Source organism: Enterobacter sp. 01-M-03-SI-ECC, assembly GCF_047530215.1.
Taxonomy (GTDB): Bacteria; Pseudomonadota; Gammaproteobacteria; order Enterobacterales; family Enterobacteriaceae; genus Enterobacter; species Enterobacter chengduensis.
The window spans coordinates 177576-199430 of record NZ_JBLKDA010000003.1; the positions used below are offsets into that span (position 1 = coordinate 177576).

The window sequence follows — 21855 nt, forward strand, 5'->3', positions numbered from 1 at the left end:
GGGGCCGTTCGCCCCTGGAATTTACGGTCAGAACGCGTAATTTACCCCGACGCCCGCATAGTGGAAGCGGTCATTTTTACCTTCGTCATGATTTTCCCATTCATAGGCGTACTCCAGCGTCATGGATAAACCATTGTTGAAATCGTAAGCGTAGAGAAGACCGAGTCGGTTGAAATCGTGTCCTTCACGCTCAGGATCGTCCTGCCAGTCCCAGTTCGTCCAGCGATCCAGCCCCAGACGGGTATAAGGCGTCAGGGTGGTCTGGCCTAACGAAATGGGCAGATAGGCACGAATTTCCTGGGTAGAAAACTCGCCGTTATTACGGGAACCGTCCATGTTGAAACCGCGCTCTAAATAGTAATTTACTTTAGCTGCAAAGGTTTCGTTAAGCGTCCAGGTAAAGCCCGTTTCCGTTTCGACGCGGCTGTCAGCATAGCCGGTTTTTGCCAGGTCGTTGGCAAACTGGTACATGGCAAACCAGCCGCCAAAGCGCCAGTCGTCGGTTAATTTAATATCCCAGTCAGGCTGAATTTTATAGCGCTGCATATTTGCGCTGCCGTCTCTGGCGCCGTGTTCATCTTTAAAGTGATAGCTATAATTACGGAAACCGCCGGTCAGACCGAAAGTAAAATCATCGGTTCCGATAAAACGATAGCGTAATTCAACTTCAGGACGATCGAAATAGGTCCCGCGGGTCATGCTGCTGTAATCAACGGGCCCTTCCTGATACATTGCGAGCGAGATTGGGTAATGCTGCCAACTTACTGATTTAGTGTATGATGGTGATTTTAAGGTGCTTGCGTGGCTTCCATTTCCATCAGATGTCCTTCCTGCTCCGCTACTGAAGGCGTGGTGCGTAACGGCAAAAGCACTGCCGGACATCAGCGCTATCTCTGCTCTCATTGCCGTAAAACATGGCAACTACAGTTCACTTACACCGCCTCTCAGCCCGGTACGCACCAGAAAATCATTGATATGGCCATGAATGGCGTCGGATGTCGCGCCAGTGCACGCATTATGGGCGTTGGCCTCAACACGGTTTTACGTCACTTAAAAAACTCAGGCCGCAGTCGGTAACCTCGCGCATACAGCCGGGCAGTGATGTGATTGTCTGCGCTGAAATGGACGAACAGTGGGGCTACGTCGGTGCTAAATCACGTCAGCGCTGGCTGTTTTACGCGTATGACAGGATACGGAGGACGGTTGTGGCGCACGTCTTCGGTGAACGCACTCTGGCCACACTGGAGCGTCTTCTGAGCCTGCTGTCGGCCTTTGAGGTCGTGGTATGGATGACGGATGGCTGGCCGCTGTATGAACCCCGCCTGAAGGGAAAGCTGCACGTTATCAGCAAGCGTTACACTCAGCGCATTGAGCGACATAACCTGAATCTGAGACAACATCTGGCAAGGCTGGGACGGAAGTCACTGTCGTTCTCAAAATCGGTGGAGCTGCATGACAAGGTCATCGGGCATTATCTGAACATAAAACACTATCAGTAAGTTGGAGTCATTACCCGAGATTGTCCAGGCATCCCAGGTTGCATTAAACCACACGGAGGGTTCATACAATCCGTCTTTATCCTCTCCCTGCCCTTCGACGTTTTCAATTTCATACATCGCACCAATATTAAACGCCCACTGTTTAGCTGTTTCTGATGCTTGTGCGCAGCTAACCCCTGCGCACAGCAAGAGCGCAGCACTTTTTAGTAGAGTACTCATCAAATATTCCCTTTATAAGTAACAAACAAAAAACCGGAAATAGGTATTTCCGGCGAACACCTTTCTTATCTAATAGCCGCTTCGGTTTCAGCGTCGAAGAAATGGCACTTATTCATATCGAACTGGATGCCGATACTGTTCCCTGCGGCATAATCATTCGCGGCACCCGCGCGAACAGCCAGCTCATGGCCGCCAACCGTGGCGTAAAGCATAAACTCCGCACCGGTCAGTTCGGCTACGCTGACTTTCGCCGCGATATTCTCACCGCTGTTCTGCAGAGTAAGAATATCTTCCGGGCGGATCCCAAAGACTACGGCTTTACGCTGATACCCTGCGGCATGCAGTGACGCGAGCTTGTCTTCCGGGATCGCCAGACGCAGCGTTTCCGTGACGAAATAGCGGTCGTCGATAGCGCCACGAACAAAGTTCATGGCCGGCGAGCCGATGAACCCCGCGACAAACATATTTGCCGGTTCGTTGTATACCTGCTTCGGTGCGCCGACCTGCTGAATAATGCCGTCTTTTAAAATCACGATGCGGGTCGCCATCGTCATGGCTTCCGTTTGATCGTGGGTTACGTAAATCATCGTGGTATTGAGCTTCTGGTGCAGCTTGCTGATTTCAGCCCGCATCTGCACGCGAAGCTTGGCATCGAGGTTGGAGAGCGGTTCATCCATCAGGAACACGCCCGCTTCCCGCACTATCGCCCTGCCCAGCGCCACGCGCTGACGCTGACCGCCGGACAGCGCGCCTGGCTTGCGCTTAAGGTACTCGCGTAACCCGAGGATCTGCGCCGCCCAGTTAACGCGCTCTTCGATAACCGCAGGCGCAATCTTTTGCATCTTCAGGCCAAACGCCATGTTGTCGTAGACCGTCATATGCGGGTAAAGCGCATAGTTCTGGAACACCATGGCGATATCGCGAGACTTGGCGGGCACGTCGTTCATGCAAACCCCGTCAATAACCAGTTCCCCCGCGCTGATCTCCTCCAGACCGGCAATCATGCGCAGCGTTGTGGACTTACCGCAGCCAGAAGGCCCGACGAAGACGATAAACTCCTTATCGTCGATTTCGAGATTGAAATCCTTCACCACGTGGACCTGGTTATCATAGATTTTCTGAATGTGTTTCAGAGACAGTTGAGCCATTGTTAATTCCTTATCAATACGCCCGGGATGCCCAAAACTCGGTCAGGCGTGTCCAGGTCAGTTCCCGCGTTGAATGAAGTTGTAATCCCGCATGTTTCAGGCCAGATCCAATCCCAACCGATAGCATTCCCGCCGCGTTGATCGCCTCGACGCCCGCAGGGGCATCTTCGATGCCGATAGCCTCTTCAGGACGGACATTCAGGCCTGCACAGGCGGCGAGGAAGATCTCCGGGTCTGGCTTCGAACAGATAATGAGGGACGCATCGGCGCAAAAATCAAACGCGTGCTGAATGCCAAGGGCACGCAATATGGCAGGGGCATTCAGGGAAACGGAGGCGAGCCCAATTTTGACGTTCGCCGCACGTATATCCGCCAGGAGGTTGCGAATACCGGGCAGCAGTGAATACTCCGTCAGTGACGCCAGAGACTGCACATAGCGCGCGTTTTTTTTCGTCGCCAGCGCGAGGCGCTGCTCATCGCTGAGCATCCCCTTTTTCCCGCCATGCTTCAGGATGCGCTGCAGGGAATCCATGCGGCTAATGCCCTTCAGCTGCTCGTTAAACACCTCGTCGATGGTGATGCCGATTTCCTCCGCCACCGCACGCCAGGCCAGAAAATGGAGGTGTGCGGTATCGGTTATCACACCGTCCAGATCGAATACAACGGCTTTAAGCGTCATGTCGCCCCTCCGTGGTAGCGGTCCCATTTGTGGGTGCAAGAAAGTCCTTATAAGCGCAAACCTGATGCCCCGAGACGCGTAGCGTTTTGCCCCACAGCGTCAGCGTGACCGGAGCCGACGTCACAATGGTTAGCACCTCGTGTTCACAGGTGAAGCGCAGCGTTGCGTTCCGCCAGCGCAGGGGGAACGCCAGTCTTCGCCAGTGGGCTGGCAACCGTGGGGAAAGATGCAGCTCCCCTTCCACTATCTGCATACCGGCAAAGCCCTGAATGACCCCGGACCAGATAGCGCCGGTCGCAGCGGCGTGAATTCCGTCATCGCAGCTGTGGGGATCGTCTCCAAGGTCAATGGCGACGCCATCACGCCAGAAGGCGTAGGCACCTTCGGTGTCACCACAGCGGGCGGTGACAATCCCGTGAATGGCCTTGCTCAGCGAAGAGTCGTGGATCGTGCGGGGCTCGTAGAATGCCAGATTGGCGGCGCACTGCTGCGGCGTAAACCGCTCCGGCAGCAGATAGGTCAGCATCACCACGTCAGCCTGCTTAAGGATCTGCATGTCGTTCACTTCCGCACGGGAATAATCGAGCAGAATGGTCTGCTTGCCCGCCTTCGCTTTATAGCGGCTCAGGTCAATGGCAGGCTTCGCCATGAAGGTATCATCCTGCGGGATCACGCCGTCTGAACCGGCTTCCGGCAGCCACAGGCGCGTCAGGAACCGCGTGGCATTCTGCGTAAAACCGTCATCCTCCCGCCCGAACATCGCCATAAACCGGCGGGCGCAGGCAACGTTATGCCAGGCCAGATAGTTGGTGTAAGCGTTGTTGTTCACATGTTCGGTGTATTCGTCCGGTCCGATGACGTCATGGATTTCGAGACGATCGTTGATTTCCGTTGCGCGGCCCATCCAGAACGAAGCGGTTTCCATCAGCAGCGTCAGGCCTTCATGGCGCATAAAGGCATCATCGTGCGTCGCCTGCCAGTAAGCGACGACGGCCCAGGCAATGTCCGCCACGATGTGGTGTTCCGCCAGCGCGGAGGCCACCTTCTGGCGCGTGCCGGTGCGGATATTGATAGCCGCGAACTCCGGCGTCTCTTCCTGACCGCTGGCGGCGCTTTCCCAGGGGAACAACGCGCCGGGCCAGCCGTTGCGACGGGCTTTTTCCCGCGCCCCGGCCAGGTTGAGCCAACGATAGCGCAGCAGGCTACGGGCAGTTTGGGGACGCGTGAAGAGATGGAAAGGCAGCAGGAAAATTTCGGTATCCCAGAAGACGTGGCCTTTATACCCTTCTCCCGTTAGCCCTTTGGCGGCGATGCTGCTTCGCTCATCATGGGCAGGCGTCATGGCCGTCAAATGCCAGACGGCGTAGTCCAGCGCCATCTGATCCTGATGCTCCGAAGAGTCCACCTCAACCCGCGCGTCACGCCAGACATCTTTCCAGGCATAGGATGAGCTCTCAAGCAGCGCGTCATAGCCTCTTGCCGCACAGGCCTTAAGATCGGCCAGCGCGTTGTGAGCGAAAGACGCCTGCGACAGCGCTTTATCACTGCGGTGGGTCACCCAGACGATTTTCTCAAGCGTGACGGTGTCACCCTTCGCGATCGTCAGCGAATGATGAACGCTGAGACGACGATTTTTGGCGGTGAAGCAGCTGTCGCTCTTTGCGGAGAGCTGACAAAATGCCGAAACAACAACGTCTGACGCACGGTCCTGCGTTTCATACACGCCCTGCATGTACTGCTGGTCAAACACTCTGACCGATATTTCGTCCAGATGCTGTCTGCCGCTGTTCGTTTGCGTGGCATCAATGCCGGTTTTCAGCACGGCCTGCGTGGCGGCATCAAGCGGGGTGATCGAAAGCTGCATGGCCACCAGGGGTAGCTGGTCCAGCGACACAAAACGTCGGCTCTCCAGCCGATACCGTTTTCCGTCAGGCGCGCGCCAGACGACGCTGCGACGAAGTTCGCCATTGGCAAACGCCAGCCCGCGCTGCCACTCAAGAATGTCGCCTGACAGGAGCGTGAAGTTGACGCCATCCAGCTCAACATCCATACCGATGATATCCGGTAGATTGATGAGCTCAGTGGTCTCGTTACGCCCCGCCCGGTGATAGAGCCCCGCAAGATACATGCCTCTGGTTTGCCGGGTGTAATCTTCTTCGTGCGCAGCGCGGATCCCCATGTAGCCATTGCCGCAGGCCATAATGGAGCCGTATTTATTCAGGCTGTGTGGACAAAAGCCCGGTTCGGTTAATACAGACACGTTTAGCATAACGTCACGCTTTCCCCTGTTTCTGCTGATTGATACAGCGCGGCGACAAGCTGCTGGATAATCAGCCCCTGCTCTGCATCGGCGATCGTGACGGGCTCGCCCTGAACATGGCGCACGAAGGCATCCATGCTGCGCCTGTGACGCTGGTCGTCAGCCTCTTCACGCTGCGAGAGGGTGACTAAAGTTCCGGCTTCGTCGTGGTAGATGTGCGCCGGGAACAGCGTCGCCCCCGCCTTTTCCCCGCAGAACGCGACGTTCATGATCGATTGCTCACGGATATTGAGCGCAAACGACGTGTCGAGGCGCAGAATGCCGCCGTTGCAAAATTCAATGGTGCCAAACAGGGCATCCTCAACGGTAAACTGCGTGGGGTCCCATTCACCAAACTGGCCGCTGCTTTTTCGGTTGCCCAGCCTTTGAAAGCTGTGTGCCGTCACCCGCTTAACCGCCGGGAACCCCAGCACGTACATCGCGGCATCAAGCATATGGATGCCGATATCAATCAGCGGCCCACCGCCCTGGAGCGTTTTGTTGGTAAAGACGCCCCAGCCGGGAACCCCGCAGCGCCGCAACGCCTGCGCCGAGGTGTAATAAATTTCCCCCAGCGCTCCCTTCATCACGGCCTCGCGCAGCAGCTGCGTATCGAGAGCAAAGCGATGGTGAAAATCATACGCCAGCACTTTCCCTGCCCTGCGTGCGGCCATGCGCATCCGGTCGGCCTCCTGCGGTGTCATCGCTGGTGGTTTTTCACACATCACGTGGCAGCCGGCTTCCAGCGCGGCCATGACGTGCTCGAAATGGAATCGGTTAGGCGAACAGACGCTCACCACATCCGGCTTCGCCGCGTCGAGCATGTCTCGCGCATCCTGCCATACCGAGGGAATACCATGACGTTCCGCAAACGCCCGAGCCTGTTCAGGGTGGCTGTCCATGACGGCCACCATCTGAACATCACTGCGCGTGGCGTAATACGAGGCGTGCACTTTATCCGCGACCTGCCCGGCGCCAATGATGGCAACGCGCAGAGGCGAAGGTGTAGAAGCACTCATCACGCTCGTCATCCTTAGCATTTACGCAGATAGGTGAGTGAATCCCGGTATGCCCGAGCCGGATCCTCGGCGCGAACGCGGCACTCATACACCACGTAACCCTGGTAATTATCCGCACGCAGCCGATCGAACAGGCTGGCAAAATCGAGGCTGCCGCTGCCCGGCTGATAGCGGTGGTTATCCGCGATGTGCACATGGCCCAGCAGATCGCGATGCTGATGCAGCGCGTCCGTCAGCGAATCTTCTTCGATGTTCATATGATAGAAATCGCCGATGATCTGCACGTGCTTGAGATCGTTCTCTTCGATATAGCGACGCGCGTCTGCCAGGGTGTTAATCATGTGGTCCTGATAGCGGTTCAGCGGCTCCAGGTAGACGGTGGTGCCGGTGCGCGCGGCCACCTCATCCAGCCAGCGCAGCGACGCACTCACCGCTTTGCGGTCTCCTTCGAGACTGCGTGGTGAGGTCATTGGCGGCAAACGGAAGGTAAACATTCCCCAGGCTGCAGGCACGATAATGCCCTTGCCGCCCACTTCCGCCAGGGCGTCCAGAATGCGTTCAATCTGCTTTAACCCGTTCAGACGGCGCTCTTCGATGAAGTCGCCAATCCAGCCATCGTATCCGCCGCAGGCCGTCGTTACCGGCAGGCCGGTGGCCTTAATCGCCGCCTTCACCTCGGCGAGGTTTTCCACCAGCAGCCTGCCGTCAATTTCATAGCCATCAAAACCCATCGCTTTGATGTACTCGAATTTTTCCATGATGTTGGCCGGGAAAAAGGCCTGGTTCTGTGTTGCGATTTTCATGATTTGCTCTCCTTAGCTTAAAAAGTGACGCCCATTTTGATGCTCAGTTCCGGGTGCCGATCGACATATTGCATATAGCTTTCAGCGCAGGTAGCGAAGGTCACGACCGGGTCGATCAGATCGTAACAATTCAGATAACCGTTCATCAGCAGTTCCCAGCAGGTCTCTTCAATACGCTTGCGGCTCCAGCGCGGGTAGTCCGGGTTTGGCTCGCTGCACGCGCGGGAGAAGACAATCTTCGCGTTGTTGAAGTGCGCTTCGCGCCCCAGATTGAAGCCTTCCGCGAACGGTTTCGCGAACGCAACGTAGGAGATGGTGCCGCCGTAGGCGAGGCCGCGCAGCGCGGACTGGAGGGCATCTGCAAAGCCGCTGGTCTCGATGATCACGTCCGCGCCCTGCTTCCCGGTCAGCTTTTTGATTTCCAGACCGACGTCCGTGCCGATAGGGTTCAGGCAGTGGTCCGCCCCATGACGGCGGGCGATCTCGCAGCGGTGTTCGATAGGATCGACGCCGATGACGACTGACGCACCGGCTTTTTTCGCCAGCTGGATCGCTATCTGTCCGATGGCCCCCAGACCGACCACCACCACAAAGTCGCCCACGCGGACGTTGGCATCGCGCACGCCGCTCATGGCGAACTGCGCCGGATCGTAGCAAACGGCGTTTTTCCAGGAGGCGCCCTGCGGCATTTTGCGCAGCTTGTAGTTGTTCACCCCGTTGACGATAACCGTCTCCTGCAGCGGGCCATAGCAGCAGACGCGATCGCCGGGCTGATATTCCGTGACGTCAGCACCGCATTCAATAATGTCGCCGACGATCATGTTCCCGAGCTGGAACTTACCAAATTCGATCCCGCGCGCGGCACCCTCTTCGCGCGGGGTAAACATCTGCCACTCCGCGTTGAACTCTTCATCGATAAACGGACTGGCGGCGCGGAAATCCACCACTTCGGTACCGTGTTTCGGCGCGCCGAAGCGGGCGCGAATTTTCACTTCATGACCGGCAACCGGACGATCTTCATATTCCACCAGCGCCGCCACGCGCGGCGCTGTCGCAACTAACTTTTTCATGACTGACTCCTTGTTAAAATTGGCCGCCTCAGCCCTTCACGCCCCCGGCGGTCAAACCACTTTTAATAAAACGTTCAGACAGGGCGTACATAATGACCACCGGCAGCGCCGTGACCAGCGATGCCGCCATCATGCGACCCCAGATGTAATCTGGCGTGCTAAAGAGCGTGTTCAGCCCGACCGGCAAGGTGAAATTGCTGGCGCTGGACAGGAAAATGGACGCAAACAGGTAGTCGTTCCACACCACCATGAAGCAGTAGACAAACACCGATACCAGCCCGGAAATCGCCAGCGGTACGGTGATGCGAAAGATGATTTGCAGGCGGTTCAGGCCGTCCATCATCGCGGCTTCTTCGATTTCGTCCGGGATGGTGTCGAAATAGCTGCGCGCATGAACACCGCTGTCGGTAACGTTTGGGTCACCATGGTGATAATCAGCGCCAGCTCGGTGTCGTAGATCCCAAGGGCAGTGATGATTTTGAACAGCGGCACCACCAGCAATATCCCGGAGAACATGTAAACGGTATAAAAACTCGCGTTGATCGTCGTGCGACCCTTAAACCGCAGTTTGGACAGAGCGTAAGCCCCCAGCGTGCCGAGAAACACGGCAATCACCGAGGAGGTCAGCGACACCACCATGCTGTTTCTGAAATAGTCCACAAACGGAAAAATCAGCGGATTAAAGATGTCGACGTAATGCTGCAGCGTCCACGCCTGCGGCAAAATGGTCGGGCTAAGCGATATCGCCTCTTTCGCACTCTTAAACGACGTCATGAGCATCACGAAGAACGGAAACAGCGTGATGACCAGAAACACCGCCAGCCCCAGATAAAAACCAATACGGTTGAGGACGCGTTTATTTGTTGCCATTGAGGTTTACCCTTTTTCTGGTCAGCAGGATCACCGCGAAGATGATCACGAACAGCACCACAGAGATCGCCGCTGCTTTACCCAAGTCGTTGAACGCGAACGCGGTTTTGTAGAGATAGACGCCCAAAATGTCGACCTTGGTCGTCAACAGATAGACATCCGCAAACATGTAGAACATCCAGATGGTTCGCAGCGTCACCACCGTTGCCAGCACCGGCATGATGGCGGGCAGCGTAACGATCCGAAAACGCTGCCAGGCGTTTGCCCCGTCCATTTCCGCCGCTTCGTACAGTGACTTATCAATGGTCTGCAAAATCGCCAGGAATGAAATGAACGCGTACGGGAAGTAACGCCAGATCGCGAACAGCACCACCAGTACAAAGCTGCTGCCAGGATTGTCGAACCACAGCGGCGCCTGGTCATTCAGATGCAGCAGATCGACGCCCAGGTAGTTCACGATGCCGTAGCCGTTGTTGAACATGTATTTCCATGCAAACACCAGCGAAATGGACGGGGTGACGTAGGACAAAATCACCAGTGAACGCGCCGTTTTCCGCATGCGGAATTCACGGTTAAAGAAGATCGCCACCGCGAGCCCCAACCCCGTGCTGCCGATGACCACCAGCGCGGTGTACCAGAACGTCATCCACAGCGAGTGCCAGAACGCGGCATCACCGAGAATGCGGATGTAGTTATCCAGCCCGACGAACACCGCATCAATACGCGGGTTAAGCGGCAAACGTAAGAAACTGATTTCAATATTGGAAATCATTGGCCAGGCCACCAGGCCCCCCAGCAAAATCAGGCTGGGGGCCAACAGCAGCATGGCGAAAGGCATATCTGAACGACCAGAAAACAACGTCTTCATAATTTCCTTCCGCAGAGCGCTCCTATCGTTGTGACATCAGGTCAGTCAGACGCTTCTGGCTGTCGCTAAGCGTGGCGCTGAGATCGTGCTTTCCCACCGTGACGTTATGCACCATGGAACTGATAATGCCGGACCCGGTGACATCGCCCATGCGCGTGAAATTTTTGTCGCCCACTGCGCCAAACACCTGAACGTTAGGGAACTGCGCAATGAGTTCGTAAGGCAGTTGCCCAAACGCTTTAATGACCTCGTTGTTTTTCCAGGTATCGGTGCCCACCACGAGCTTGTTCACCGGCAGTGCCGCACCGGGCGACATCATGACCCAGTCGGTTGCGTGTTGAGCCTGTTCCATCCAGGTCACAAATTTTTCAGCCGCCTGAGTTTCCTCTTCATTTTGACCGGTAGTAATCGTCAGCGACGTGACCATGCCGTAAACAGCGGAAGATGTTTCTGTTGGGACGACGAACCCCAGGTTGGCAGGGTTTCCATCCTGGAATACCGCCGGCAGGATGTAGGTTGAGTAAACGGCCATCGGCGCAGAGCCGTTCATGAAGGCATCTTTGATCTCCATGACGTCGTTTGAGCCCGGCATCGTGGTCGCGGCCAGAGCTTTATAAAACGCCAGGGCTTTTGCCATTTCAGGGGTATTGATGTCGACGTTCCCTTGGGCATCAAACACGTTCGCCCCGCCGGAAAGCGCAAACTGGGAGAATGCCTGCTCGGTCATCACGCTTTCCGCAGTGGGCAGCGCAATACCGTAATGTTTTTTGGCCGGATCGTTCAGGCGCTGGCTGGCTTCCAGCAGTTGCTCCCAGTTATGCGGCTCCTGAATTCCGGCGGCAGCAAGCACATCCTTGTGGTACCAGACGCCGGATAGCCAGGCACTGACGGGCACCCCCGTCCAGGCAGAACCGTCTTCCGTGCGAACAACACGCAATATGCCGTCATAGAAGGTATTCTCCCCGACCGCTTTAATGACTTCGCCAATCGCCTTGCGATCCAGCAGCTGTTCCTTATCCATGACTTTCGCGTAGTCATGGCTGACTTCAATCACCTCAGGCAGCGCGCCGGTTCTGGCGAGCGTAATGACCTTGGTGTTGTAGGCATCCTCTTCTACCGGCACCTGTTTCACCGTGATGCCGGGGTTCTCTTTCTCGAATTTTTCGATCAGCTTCGTGATAACCGCCTGACGCTCCTGCTCAACCGATGAATGCATAAACTCAATGGTGACAGCCGATTTTTTGTCATCCTTGCAGCCTGACAGCAAGGCGCACGAAACCAGTGCTGATATCAGCACAATTCGGGGCATTTTCATTTTTAAGGTCCTTTTTAGTTTTCTTTAATCCACAGCACCTGCCACGGATGTAGGGTCAGCGTTTTATCTGTAATATTTTTTCCGGTAATCAACTCCGTTCCGGATTGAATATCGGACTCCACCGTTTGAATGCCATCACTGAAATTAAACAGCGCCGTTATTTTTTCGCCACCATTCGCTGCGCGAACGATTTTTAAAACATGGTCCCCCGAGGCGCTAAAATAAGCCTCGCTGGCAGGATGAAATGCTTTTTCCGCCCGACGCAGCGTGATTAACCGGCTTAATGAGGAATAAACCTGAGAACGCAGGCTATGTTTATCCTCAAGCACGCTATCAATTTGTCCTGCCGCGTATTTCTCACGGTTAATCGCGCGGTTGTATCCCAGGCGTTCAACACCGGCATAATCATTACGGGAACCGAGAATACTCTGAATATAAATTGCAGGCACGCCGGGGAAGCTTAACAGGACGGCATGGGCCAGAATAAACCGCGCAATCCGTTCGCTATCAAGACTGTCGCGCGTACTTAATGCATCCAGATAGGTCACATTAATTTCATAAGGACTGCGCGTCCCATCCGGGTTATTTTTCCAGTTAACCAGTGCCCCTTCAGCCTGAAGTTTCTCGACCAGCGAAAGGATGTCCGACTCGGGTAAAATGCCGCGTAACGGATTCAGCCCAATCCCGTCATGCGAGGCCAGGAAGTTAAACCAGGTGGTTTTTGTGGAAGGCAACGCAAGCGACGCGGCCCACTGGCTCAGCGTCCGAACGTCCTGAGAATGCACCGCATGCAGCACCAGCGGGGGCAAAGAGAACTGATAAACCATCTGCGCTTCATTTTGACCGTCACCGAAGTAAGAGACGTTATCTTTATGCGGCACGTTCGTCTCGGTGATGATTACCGTTCCCGGCGCGACAGCCTCGGTAATGGCACGGAAAAGCTGGATAAGCCGGTGGGTTTGCTCAAGGTGAATGCAGCTGGTTCCGGGTATTTTCCACATAAAGCCCACTGCATCCAGGCGAATGTATCGCGCCCCTTCAATCAGGTAATGCAGCAGCACGTCGACCATTGCGATCAGCACCTGCGGAGAGGCGAAGTTGAGATCAATCTGGTCCTCGCTGAAGGTGGTCCACAGGTGCCGCACGCTGCCATCGTGCATGGTAAAAGGCGTAAGCAGCGGTAAGGCACGCGGGCGCGTCACGGCGGATAAGTCTGTTTCAGGGTCGACAGAAATAAAAAAATCGTCATACCCAGGCGTTTGATTCAGGTAATTAGCAAACCATTTGCTTTTGGCCGACATGTGGTTGCACACGAAATCAAACATCAAGCTGGCTGACTTTTTTAATTCCGCAATATCTCGCCAGGTTCCCGTTTCGGGCGCAACCTCATGATAATCAATGACAGAAAAGCCATCATCTGATGACCACGGATAAAAAGGCAAAAGATGAACATGAGAAAAAGAATGAGAAAGCCATTTGTTATAAAAACGGGTAAAAACCGGCAGCGCCTTCACGCCTTTCGCAGAAAACTGATCGGCATAGGTAATCAGAACAACATCTTTTTCATCCCAGCCTGCTTTACGTTTTTCAGTAATAACAGACGCGGCCTTTCCAATATTTTCCAGCAGCACACTGAGATGGGCTTCAGAAAACGTTTTTCCATAAACAAGATTAATGAGTGCTTTAATTTTTTCGTTCACTTTATTTTCCATGGTAGCGGTCCCACGGAGTGGCAATCTACTCCCATGAAAAATATCTGTCAACGGACCGGGCAGGAGAAAAATGCGATAGCAAAGCAGCTCAGTACAATAGTGTGAGCTGCCGCAAAGAAAGGACGGGGAAAAGAAAAAATAAGGTTAAGGCCCAGCCCCTCTCCCGGAGGGGAAAGGGCTAGCGCCAGCGGGGATCATTGGGACAAGTAGCGGCGAGAAAGCCGTTTTGCCACCTTTTGCAACAGCGGTTCGAGCGCTACCGCCAGCACCATTCTGACCGGCTTGCGGGCAACGGATTTTATCGCCCAGCCCGCCACGCCTGCCGGGCCGAAACGTAACGCGGTCAGCAGGACCAGTTTACCTGCGATTTTCAGGCCGGGTTTTACCTTCTGACCGGCCTGTTGCCAGTGTTGTTTCATCTCATTTCTCTCTTAAAGCTGACGGAAACGACTTCTCAGCGTAAAGGTATCGGATGTGACATAGCGTTCCATTTCCCGTAGCCGCTTCTCACCGGCGGCGAGTTGTTCATCGACGGCATTGAGAAGATCGCTGCTGGTGGGGGCACCTTCCGCAGCCAGTTCCCCTTCCGGCATCGGATCCAGAACAAACGACAGAACGATATATGCCACCAGGGTAATAAAGGCCAGACCGAAGAAGATCGACAGCACCGTCACCACCCGCACCAGCTTAACCGGGACATCAAGATAATGCGCCAGCCCGGCACAAACGCCGCGCACCATGCCCTGCTGGGGAATACGCCACAGCTTTTTGTTCAGATTCAGTCCAGACATTAGCGGTCCCTCCAGTTTGGATGCTCAGCATCCAGGATAGCTTCCAGCGCCTGAATGCGTTCGCGCATTTTGTTCGCCTCATCGGAGAGCTGTACCAGACGCTGTTGTTCGCTCTGGGAAAGTTCGCCCCGTGAAGAACGGTTGCTGTAGTGCAGCCATAGCCAAATCGGCAAAACGAACAGCACGAAAATTGTCAGGGGAATGGCCAGAAAAAGCGCGCTCATGTGTACTCCTTGTCTTACGATGCGGCACGCTCAGGTGCCGCAGGCATTATTATTGGTTGTCTTGCTTCATTTTGGCTTTCAGGGCCGCCAGCTGTTCGCTGATTTCATCATCGGCCTTCAGATCGGCAAACTGCTGATCCAGCGACTTTTGCTTGCCGATGCCGTGGCTCTCGGCTTCCGCCTCCATCTGGTCGATGCGACGTTCAAATGATTCAAAACGCGCCATCGCTTCATCAAGCTTACCGCTGTCCAGCTGACGACGCACGTCGCGGGATGAGCTTGCCGCCTGGTGACGCAGGGTAAGCGCCTGCTGACGCGCGCGGGTTTCGCTCAGCTTGTTCTCCAGCTCGCCAATCTCTTTCTTCATGCGAGTGAGCGTATCGTCCACCAGCGTCACTTCATGTTCCAGCGTCGCGACCATATCCGCCAGCTTCTGTTTTTCGATCAGCGCCGCGCGGGCCAGATCCTCTTTATCTTTGCGCAGCGCAAGCTCCGCTTTTTCCTGCCATTCGTTCAGTTGAGCGGTGGCCTGTTCAATACGACGCGTAAGCTGTTTTTTCTCCGCCAGCGCGCGGGCGGAGGTAGAACGCACTTCAACCAGCGTGTCTTCCATCTCCTGAATCATCAGGCGTACCAGCTTCTGCGGATCTTCCGCTTTCTCAAGCAGCGAGTTGATGTTGGCGTTCACGATGTCGGCAAAACGAGAAAAAATACCCATAATCAAATCCTCATAGTTCTGTTATCAGGCGATGCCCTGCTTAACAGATAATACAAACATCATGCCAACTTTTTATCTTATTGATTTCAATGGGTCTGATTGATTTTCAGGCAATGAAGAACTATTCTTGCCTGGTGAATATCGCTAAGGAGTGGTTAATTTCATCATGCCTGGATACAAAGACAATTTACTCGGCGAAGCGAACAGCTTTCTCGAAGTGCTGGAGCAGGTTTCTCGCCTGGCGCCGCTCAATAAGCCGGTGCTAATCATCGGCGAGCGCGGTACGGGGAAAGAGCTGATAGCCAACCGCCTGCATTACCTATCCGGGCGCTGGGACGGTCCCTTCATTTCCCTCAACTGCGCGGCGCTGAATGAAAACCTGCTCGACACCGAGCTGTTCGGCCATGAAGCGGGCGCCTTTACCGGCGCCCAGAAACGCCATCCCGGACGCTTTGAGCGCGCCGACGGCGGGACGCTCTTTCTTGATGAACTGGCCACCGCGCCCATGCTGGTGCAGGAAAAACTGCTGCGCGTGATTGAGTACGGCGAGCTGGAGCGCGTCGGCGGCAGCCAGCCGCTGCAGGTCAACGTGCGCCTGGTGTGCGCCACGAACGCCAACCTGCCGGAAATGGTGGCACAGGAGAAATTCCGTGCCGACCTGCTCGACCGCCTGGCCTTTGACGTCGTGCAGCTTCCTCCCCTGCGCGAGCGAAAAAGCGACATCATGCTGCTGGCAGACCAGTTCGCGATTCAGATGTGCCGCGAGCTTGGGCTGCCGCTGTTCCCCGGCTTTAGCGATTATGCGCGGGAGACGCTGCTGGCTTACCACTGGCCGGGCAATATCCGCGAGCTAAAAAACGTCGTGGAGCGTTCCGTCTATCGCCACGGCAGCAGCGATACCGAGCTGGACAACATCATTATCGATCCTTTTCAGCGCAGCGCATCGCCGCCGTCCGCCCCTGCGTCTTCTGGCGACGCCCCCACTCTCCCCCTTGATTTGCGCCAGTTCCAGCACGACCAGGAGAAACAGCTGCTGGAGCAAAGCCTTAAGATCGCGAAATATAACCAGAAACGGGCGGCTGAACTGCTGGGTCTGACCTACCATCAGTTAAGGGCATTGCTCAAAAAGCATCAAATGCGCTGACAATATCAGCACTTACCCGCAGACATTTTTACGAAGCAGGCGTAAGTGCGATACACTTTGCAGATCGAACCTAAAAACCTTAAAAATTATGCGTCTGGTTTTATCGTCCTTTTTTGCACTCGGTCTGTTTAGCAGCCTGGCCTTCGCCGCGCCCGGGCAAACGCCGCAGCCTGATATTCGTGACAGCGGCTTCGTCTATTGCGTAAGCGGCCAGGTAGATACCTTCAACCCGCAAAAAGCGGGCAGCGGCCTGATCGTGGATACCCTGGCCGCACAGCTTTACGATCGCCTGCTTGACGTTGACCCGTACACCTACCGCCTGGTACCCGAGCTTGCGGAAAGCTGGGAAGTGCTGGATAACGGCGCAACCTACCGTTTTCACCTGCGCGATGACGTTGCGTTTCAGCGCACGCCGTGGTTTACCCCCACGCGCAAGCTAAACGCGGACGACGTGGTCTTTACCTTCCAGCGCATCTTCAACCGCAATCACCCGTGGCATAACGTTAACGGCAGCAACTTCCCCTATTTCGACAGCCTGCAGTTTGCCGATACCGTCAAGAGCGTGCGCAAGCTGGATAGCCGGACGGTAGAATTTACGCTGACGCGAGCGGATGCCTCCTTCCTCTGGCACCTTGCGACCCACTATGCGTCGGTCATGTCTGCGGAATATGCGGCGAACCTGACGAAAAAGGATCGTCAGGAGCTGCTCGATCGTCAGCCTGTCGGCACCGGGCCGTTCCAGCTGGCTGAATACCGCGCCGGGCAATATATTCGTTTGCAGCGTCATGAGCATTTCTGGCGCGGCACCCCGCTGATGCCGCAGGTGGTGGTCGATCTCGGTTCGGGCGGAACGGGACGCCTGTCGAAACTGCTTACCGGCGAATGCGACGTGCTTGCCTGGCCCGCCGCCAGCCAGCTCACCATTTTGCGCGACGATCCGCGTCTGCGCCTGACGTTACGCCCCGGCATGAATATCGCTTATCTGGCCTTTAACACGGATAAGCCGCCGCTGAATAACCCTGCCGTTCGTCATGCGCTGGCGCTGGCGATCAACAACCAGCGCCTGATGCAGTCGATTTATTACGGCACGGCGGAAACCGCCGCCTCAATTTTACCGCGCGCCTCGTGGGCCTATGACGGTGAGGCTAAAATTACGGAATACAATCCGGCGAAAGCGCGTGAACAGCTGAAGGCGCTGGGGGCGGAAAACCTGACGCTGCAGCTTTGGGTGCCGACCAGCTCCCAGGCGTGGAACCCGAGCCCGCTCAAGACCGCCGAACTGCTGCAGGCGGACATGGCGCAGGTGGGCGTTAAGGTGATTATCTTACCGGTTGAGGGCCGTTTCCAGGAGGCGCGCCTGATGGACATGAATCATGATTTAACCCTGACCGGCTGGGCCACGGACAGTAACGATCCGGACAGCTTCTTCCGACCGCTGCTGAGCTGCGCGGCGATAAACTCGCAGACCAACTACGCCCACTGGTGTAATCGGGAGTTTGACGCCGTGCTGCAAAAAGCGCTGGCTTCCCAACAGCTGGCCTCACGCATCGACGCCTATGATGAAGCGCAGAAGATCCTCGCCGAGGAGCTGCCCGTGCTGCCGCTGGCCTCTTCCCTGCGTCTTCAGGCGTATCGTTATGATATTAAAGGCCTGGTGCTGAGCCCGTTCGGCAACGCTTCGTTCGCCGGCGTGTCGCGTGAAAAAGAACAAGAGGTGAAAAAACCATGATTATTTTTACCTTACGTCGGCTCCTTTTACTGCTGGTGACGCTCTTTTTCCTGAACTTTGTCGGCTTTAGCCTGAGCTACTTCACGCCCCATGCGCCGCTCCAGGGGTCGTCGCTGTGGGATGCCTGGCTCTTCTGGTTTAACGGGCTGCTGCACTGGGACTTCGGCGTGTCCAGCATTAACGGGCAGCTGATTTCAGACCAGCTGAAAGAGGTTTTTCCGGCCACGATGGAGCTGTGCATTCTGGCGTTCGGCTTTGCCCTGATGGTCGGGATCCCCGTGGGCATGCTGGCCGGGATCTATCGCAATAAATGGCAGGATAAGTTTATCAGCGCCCTCGCCCTGTTCGGCTTCTCCATCCCGGTATTCTGGCTGGCGCTCCTGCTGACGCTGTTCTTCTCCCTGACGTTGGGCTGGCTGCCGGTGTCTGGCCGTTTTGACCTGCTCTACACGGTTAAATCGGTGACCGGCTTTGCCATCATTGACGCGTGGCTGTCCGATTCGGTATGGCGGCATGAGATGATCGTCAGCGCCCTGCGCCATATGGTGCTGCCGGTGCTGACGCTGGCGGTTGCGCCGACGACCGAAGTGATCCGCCTGATGCGCCTGAGCACCATCGAGGTGTTTGAGCAGAACTATATCAAAGCCGCCGCCACGCGCGGACTGTCGCGCCTGACCATACTGCGCCGCAACGTCCTGCACAACGCGCTGCCGCCGGTTATTCCCCGTCTGGGATTACAGTTTTCCACCATGCTGACGCTGGCCATGATCACCGAGATGGTCTTTAGCTGGCCCGGCCTGGGACGCTGGCTGATTAACGCCATTCGCCAGCAGGACTACGCCGCGATTTCCGCAGGCGTGATGGTGATTGGTTCGCTGGTGATTATTGTTAACGTGTTGTCCGATATTCTGGGTGCCATGGCTAACCCATTGAAGCATAAGGAATGGTATGCCTTACGATAGCGTATACAATGAAAAGCGCACGCCCGGTGTGCTGCGTACCGTGTGGCGTAAATTCTATGGCGATACCACGGCGATGATCGGCCTTTATGGCTGCGCCGGCCTGGTGTTGCTGTGCGTCTTTGGCTCGTGGTTTGCGCCGTATGGCATTGACCAGCAGTTCCTTGGCTATCAGCTGCTGCCGCCGTCCTGGTCCCGCTACGGAGAAGTCTCTTTCTTCCTGGGCACGGACGACCTCGGGCGTGACGTGTTGAGCCGCCTGCTGAGCGGTGCTGCCCCGACGGTGGGCGGCGCGTTTGTGGTGACGCTCGCGGCAACGATCTGCGGGCTGGCGCTCGGCATTTTTGCAGGCTCCACGCATGGTCTGCGCTCGGCGGTGCTTAACCACATTCTGGATACGCTGCTGTCGATTCCGTCTCTGCTGCTGGCGATCGTTGTGGTTGCCTTTGCCGGTCCGCATCTTTCGCATGCCATGTTTGCCGTCTGGCTGGCTATCCTGCCCCGCATCGTGCGTTCGGTTTACAGCATGGTGCATGATGAGCTGGAAAAAGAGTACGTTGTTGCCGCCCGTCTGGACGGCGCGACGACCTTCAACATTCTGTGGTTTGCGGTGCTGCCGAACATCGCGGCCGGGCTGGTCACCGAGATCACCCGCGCCCTGTCGATGGCGATTCTGGACATCGCGGCGCTCGGCTTCCTCGACCTTGGCGCGCAGCTGCCGTCGCCTGAATGGGGCGCGATGCTCGGCGACGCGCTGGAACTTATCTACGTCGCGCCGTGGACGGTTATGCTGCCGGGTGCGGCCATTATGGTGAGCGTGCTGCTGATCAACCTGCTGGGCGACGGTATTCGCCGTGCAATTAACGCGGGGGTGCAATAATGCCGCTTCTTGATATTCGCAACCTCACCATTGAATTTAAAACCGGCGAAGGCTGGGTTAAGGCCGTCGATCGCATCAGCATCACCCTCGCGGAGGGGGAAATACGCGGGCTGGTGGGGGAATCCGGCTCGGGAAAAAGCCTGATTGCTAAAGCCATCTGCGGCGTGGCGAAAGACAACTGGCGCGTTACCGCAGACCGCATGCGCTTCGACGATATCGACCTGCTGCGCCTCTCCCCCCGCGAGCGGCGCAAGCTGGTCGGGCACAACGTCTCGATGATTTTTCAGGAGCCTCAGTCCTGTCTCGACCCGTCCGAACGCGTGGGCAAACAGCTGATGCAGAACATCCCCGGCTGGACCTATAAAGGCCGCTGGTGGCAGCGTTTCGGCTGGCGCAAACGTCGCGCTATCGAGCTGTTGCACCGCGTTGGCATCAAAGATCACAAAGATGCGATGCGCAGCTTCCCGTATGAGCTGACCGACGGTGAATGCCAGAAGGTGATGATTGCCATCGCGCTGGCCAATCAGCCGCGTTTGCTGATTGCAGATGAACCGACGAACGCGATGGAACCTACCACGCAGGCGCAAATTTTCCGCATGCTGTCGCGTCTCAACCAGAATAACAACACCACCATTTTGCTCATCAGCCATGACCTGCAGATGCTCAGCAAATGGGCGGATAAGATTGACGTGATGTACTGCGGGCAAACGGTCGAGACCGCGCCGAGTGAAGATCTGGTCACCGCGCCGCATCATCCGTACACTCAGGCGCTTATCCGCGCCATTCCAGATTTTGGCAGCGCGATGCCGCATAAGAGCCGCCTGAATACCCTGCCAGGGGCAATTCCGCTGCTGGAATCTTTGCCGATAGGCTGCCGTCTGGGGCCGCGATGCCCCTATGCGCAGCGTAAGTGTATCGAGACGCCGCGCCTGACCGGAGCCAAAAATCATCTTTACGCCTGTCATTTCCCGCTGAACATGGAGAGAGAGTGAAATGGTCGAAACCTTGCTTGAAGTCCGCAACCTGAGTAAGACCTTTCGCTACCGCACGGGGCTGTTTCATCGTCAGACCGTCGACGCGGTGAAACCGCTGAGCTTTACGCTGCGCGAAAAACAGACCCTGGCGATCATCGGCGAGAACGGCTCAGGGAAATCCACCCTGGCGAAAATGCTCGCCGGCATGGTTGAACCGACCGCAGGGGAAGTGTTGATTGACGATCATCCTCTGACGTTCGGCGATTACTCTTTCCGCAGCCAGCGTATTCGCATGATCTTCCAGGATCCGTCTACCTCGCTCAATCCACGCCAGCGCATCTCGCAGATCCTCGATTTTCCGCTGCGTCTGAACACCGACCTGGAGCCAGAGGCGCGCCGTAAGCGCGTAGTTGAAACCCTGCGCATGGTGGGACTGCTGCCGGATCACGAAAGCTACTACCCGCATATGCTGGCCCCTGGCCAGAAACAGCGTCTGGGTCTGGCGCGTGCATTAATCTTGCGGCCAAAAGTGATCGTTGCGGATGAAGCGCTTGCCTCGCTGGATATGTCTATGCGCTCACAGCTGATTAACCTGATGCTGGAACTGCAGGAAAAACAGGGGATTTCGTACATCTACGTAACCCAACATCTGGGCATGATGAAACACATTAGCGATCAGGTGATGGTCATGCACCAGGGCGAAGTGGTCGAGCGCGGCAGCACCGCGGATGTGATGGCTTCCCCGCTTCATGAACTGACCAAACGATTGATCGCCGATCATTTCGGTGAAGCATTGACCGCCGATGCATGGCGAAAAGATCGGTAAACAAACGCTGCATCGTTCAATAAGGATTAAATAGTCTTTACGCGCTGTTTAATCCTTTACTTTTTTATCTCCATCCCTGCTCCATATTTCACGCAATATCAATCAACAG

20 protein-coding genes and 3 pseudogenes are annotated in these 21855 nt (G+C 56.0%); 7 read left to right on the forward strand and 16 right to left on the reverse strand.

The window, feature by feature from the left end:
• Positions 1-27 precede the first annotated feature (27 nt).
• Positions 28-819, reverse strand: a pseudogene (locus ACMWKK_RS04440) (OmpG family monomeric porin); the annotation flags it as partial.
• Here ACMWKK_RS04440 and ACMWKK_RS04445 point away from each other — a divergent pair.
• A protein-coding gene (locus ACMWKK_RS04445) for an IS1 family transposase (RefSeq protein ID WP_226328485.1) occupies positions 802-1499 on the forward strand; the annotation gives its coding sequence in 2 pieces (ribosomal slippage) (positions 802-1051 and positions 1051-1499; 699 coding nt in all). The pseudogene ACMWKK_RS04440 and the gene ACMWKK_RS04445 sit on opposite strands and share 18 nt — an antisense overlap.
• A 15-nt stretch (positions 1500-1514) precedes the next feature.
• On the opposite strand, the pseudogene ACMWKK_RS04450 reads toward ACMWKK_RS04445, so the two are convergent.
• The 15 genes and pseudogenes from ACMWKK_RS04450 to pspA all read right to left on the reverse strand — a co-directional run.
• Positions 1515-1718, reverse strand: a pseudogene (locus tag ACMWKK_RS04450) (OmpG family monomeric porin); the annotation flags it as partial.
• 65 nt (positions 1719-1783) lie between these two features.
• Positions 1784-2866: an ABC transporter ATP-binding protein gene (locus ACMWKK_RS04455; protein WP_406542751.1), complete on the reverse strand. Its 1083-nt coding sequence runs from the start codon at positions 2864-2866 to the stop codon at positions 1784-1786.
• 13 nt (positions 2867-2879) lie between these two features.
• Entirely contained in the window at positions 2880-3545 is a 666-nt protein-coding gene (pgmB, locus tag ACMWKK_RS04460; RefSeq protein ID WP_406542752.1) for a beta-phosphoglucomutase, read from the reverse strand.
• The gene (locus tag ACMWKK_RS04465) at positions 3535-5814 is read right to left on the reverse strand and encodes a glycoside hydrolase family 65 protein (RefSeq protein ID WP_112780123.1); all 2280 of its coding nucleotides are present in this window, start codon (positions 5812-5814) and stop codon (positions 3535-3537) included. Before ACMWKK_RS04465 ends, pgmB begins: the two co-directional genes overlap by 11 nt.
• Positions 5808-6866, reverse strand: a complete 1059-nt coding sequence (locus ACMWKK_RS04470) for a Gfo/Idh/MocA family protein (protein WP_112780305.1) — start codon at positions 6864-6866, stop codon at positions 5808-5810. The genes ACMWKK_RS04465 and ACMWKK_RS04470 overlap by 7 nt, the downstream gene beginning before the upstream one ends.
• 11 nt (positions 6867-6877) lie before the next feature.
• Entirely contained in the window at positions 6878-7666 is a 789-nt protein-coding gene (locus ACMWKK_RS04475; RefSeq protein WP_112780122.1) for a sugar phosphate isomerase/epimerase family protein, read from the reverse strand.
• Between the two features lie 17 nt (positions 7667-7683).
• Complete coding sequence (locus ACMWKK_RS04480; protein ID WP_112780121.1) at positions 7684-8736, reverse strand: zinc-dependent alcohol dehydrogenase; 1053 nt, start codon at positions 8734-8736, stop codon at positions 7684-7686.
• Positions 8737-8764: 28 nt separating this feature from the next.
• Positions 8765-9606: pseudogene (locus ACMWKK_RS04485) on the reverse strand (carbohydrate ABC transporter permease).
• Positions 9593-10474 carry a carbohydrate ABC transporter permease gene (locus ACMWKK_RS04490; RefSeq protein WP_112780119.1) on the reverse strand — a complete coding sequence of 294 codons (882 nt, stop codon included), beginning with the start codon at positions 10472-10474 and terminating at the stop codon, positions 9593-9595. The pseudogene ACMWKK_RS04485 and the gene ACMWKK_RS04490 overlap by 14 nt, the downstream one beginning before the upstream one ends.
• Positions 10475-10496: 22 nt before the next feature.
• Positions 10497-11789 carry an ABC transporter substrate-binding protein gene (locus ACMWKK_RS04495; RefSeq protein WP_112780118.1) on the reverse strand — a complete coding sequence of 431 codons (1293 nt, stop codon included), beginning with the start codon at positions 11787-11789 and terminating at the stop codon, positions 10497-10499.
• A 14-nt stretch (positions 11790-11803) separates the two neighbouring features.
• Positions 11804-13501 (reverse strand): alpha-amylase family glycosyl hydrolase, encoded by a 1698-nt coding sequence (locus ACMWKK_RS04500; protein ID WP_112780117.1) that lies wholly within the window; start codon positions 13499-13501, stop codon positions 11804-11806.
• Positions 13502-13695: 194 nt separating this feature from the next.
• Entirely contained in the window at positions 13696-13920 is a 225-nt protein-coding gene (pspD, locus tag ACMWKK_RS04505; protein WP_023312043.1) for a phage shock protein PspD, read from the reverse strand.
• Positions 13921-13932: 12 nt separating this feature from the next.
• Positions 13933-14292, reverse strand: a complete 360-nt coding sequence (gene pspC, locus ACMWKK_RS04510) for an envelope stress response membrane protein PspC (protein WP_023617934.1) — start codon at positions 14290-14292, stop codon at positions 13933-13935.
• Positions 14292-14516 (reverse strand): envelope stress response membrane protein PspB, encoded by a 225-nt coding sequence (gene pspB / locus ACMWKK_RS04515; protein ID WP_023312045.1) that lies wholly within the window; start codon positions 14514-14516, stop codon positions 14292-14294. The genes pspC and pspB overlap by 1 nt, the downstream gene beginning before the upstream one ends.
• 49 nt (positions 14517-14565) lie before the next feature.
• Positions 14566-15234 (reverse strand): phage shock protein PspA, encoded by a 669-nt coding sequence (gene pspA / locus ACMWKK_RS04520; RefSeq protein WP_023617933.1) that lies wholly within the window; start codon positions 15232-15234, stop codon positions 14566-14568.
• Positions 15235-15400: 166 nt separating this feature from the next.
• Here pspA and pspF point away from each other — a divergent pair, with 166 nt between their 5' ends.
• The 6 genes from pspF to sapF all read left to right on the forward strand — a co-directional run bounded on the left by pspF (position 15401) and on the right by sapF (position 21746).
• Positions 15401-16378: a phage shock protein operon transcriptional activator gene (pspF, locus tag ACMWKK_RS04525; protein WP_045329335.1), complete on the forward strand. Its 978-nt coding sequence runs from the start codon at positions 15401-15403 to the stop codon at positions 16376-16378.
• A gap of 88 nt (positions 16379-16466) precedes the next feature.
• Positions 16467-18107, forward strand: a complete 1641-nt coding sequence (gene sapA, locus ACMWKK_RS04530) for an ABC transporter substrate-binding protein SapA (protein ID WP_112780116.1) — start codon at positions 16467-16469, stop codon at positions 18105-18107.
• Positions 18104-19069 carry a putrescine export ABC transporter permease SapB gene (sapB, locus tag ACMWKK_RS04535; RefSeq protein ID WP_045329338.1) on the forward strand — a complete coding sequence of 322 codons (966 nt, stop codon included), beginning with the start codon at positions 18104-18106 and terminating at the stop codon, positions 19067-19069. Before sapA ends, sapB begins: the two co-directional genes overlap by 4 nt.
• Positions 19056-19946 (forward strand): putrescine export ABC transporter permease SapC, encoded by an 891-nt coding sequence (gene sapC / locus ACMWKK_RS04540; protein ID WP_047716637.1) that lies wholly within the window; start codon positions 19056-19058, stop codon positions 19944-19946. Before sapB ends, sapC begins: the two co-directional genes overlap by 14 nt.
• Positions 19946-20938 (forward strand): putrescine export ABC transporter ATP-binding protein SapD, encoded by a 993-nt coding sequence (gene sapD, locus ACMWKK_RS04545; RefSeq protein WP_406542753.1) that lies wholly within the window; start codon positions 19946-19948, stop codon positions 20936-20938. Before sapC ends, sapD begins: the two co-directional genes overlap by 1 nt.
• 1 nt (position 20939) lies before the next feature.
• Positions 20940-21746, forward strand: coding sequence for a putrescine export ABC transporter ATP-binding protein SapF (gene sapF, locus ACMWKK_RS04550; protein ID WP_406542754.1), 807 nt, complete (start codon positions 20940-20942; stop codon positions 21744-21746).
• Positions 21747-21855: the final 109 nt, after the last annotated feature.

Bases quoted from the DNA above. Each gene is read 5' to 3' on its own strand.
- ACMWKK_RS04495 (WP_112780118.1), bottom strand. From the start codon at position 11,789: ATGAAAATGCCCCGAATTGTGCTGATATCAGCACTGGTTTCGTGCGCC.
- pspF (WP_045329335.1), top strand. From the start codon at position 15,401: ATGCCTGGATACAAAGACAATTTACTCGGCGAAGCGAACAGCTTTCTC.
- ACMWKK_RS04500 (WP_112780117.1), bottom strand. From the start codon at position 13,501: ATGGAAAATAAAGTGAACGAAAAAATTAAAGCACTCATTAATCTTGTT.
- pspA (WP_023617933.1), bottom strand. From the start codon at position 15,234: ATGGGTATTTTTTCTCGTTTTGCCGACATCGTGAACGCCAACATCAAC.
- ACMWKK_RS04455 (WP_406542751.1), bottom strand. From the start codon at position 2,866: ATGGCTCAACTGTCTCTGAAACACATTCAGAAAATCTATGATAACCAG.
- sapB (WP_045329338.1), top strand. From the start codon at position 18,104: ATGATTATTTTTACCTTACGTCGGCTCCTTTTACTGCTGGTGACGCTC.
- pspC (WP_023617934.1), bottom strand. From the start codon at position 14,292: ATGTCTGGACTGAATCTGAACAAAAAGCTGTGGCGTATTCCCCAGCAG.
- pspD (WP_023312043.1), bottom strand. From the start codon at position 13,920: ATGAAACAACACTGGCAACAGGCCGGTCAGAAGGTAAAACCCGGCCTG.
- ACMWKK_RS04480 (WP_112780121.1), bottom strand. From the start codon at position 8,736: ATGAAAAAGTTAGTTGCGACAGCGCCGCGCGTGGCGGCGCTGGTGGAA.
- sapD (WP_406542753.1), top strand. From the start codon at position 19,946: ATGCCGCTTCTTGATATTCGCAACCTCACCATTGAATTTAAAACCGGC.
- pspB (WP_023312045.1), bottom strand. From the start codon at position 14,516: ATGAGCGCGCTTTTTCTGGCCATTCCCCTGACAATTTTCGTGCTGTTC.
- ACMWKK_RS04475 (WP_112780122.1), bottom strand. From the start codon at position 7,666: ATGAAAATCGCAACACAGAACCAGGCCTTTTTCCCGGCCAACATCATG.
- sapA (WP_112780116.1), top strand. From the start codon at position 16,467: ATGCGTCTGGTTTTATCGTCCTTTTTTGCACTCGGTCTGTTTAGCAGC.
- sapC (WP_047716637.1), top strand. From the start codon at position 19,056: ATGCCTTACGATAGCGTATACAATGAAAAGCGCACGCCCGGTGTGCTG.
- sapF (WP_406542754.1), top strand. From the start codon at position 20,940: ATGGTCGAAACCTTGCTTGAAGTCCGCAACCTGAGTAAGACCTTTCGC.
- ACMWKK_RS04465 (WP_112780123.1), bottom strand. From the start codon at position 5,814: ATGCTAAACGTGTCTGTATTAACCGAACCGGGCTTTTGTCCACACAGC.
- ACMWKK_RS04490 (WP_112780119.1), bottom strand. From the start codon at position 10,474: ATGAAGACGTTGTTTTCTGGTCGTTCAGATATGCCTTTCGCCATGCTG.
- pgmB (WP_406542752.1), bottom strand. From the start codon at position 3,545: ATGACGCTTAAAGCCGTTGTATTCGATCTGGACGGTGTGATAACCGAT.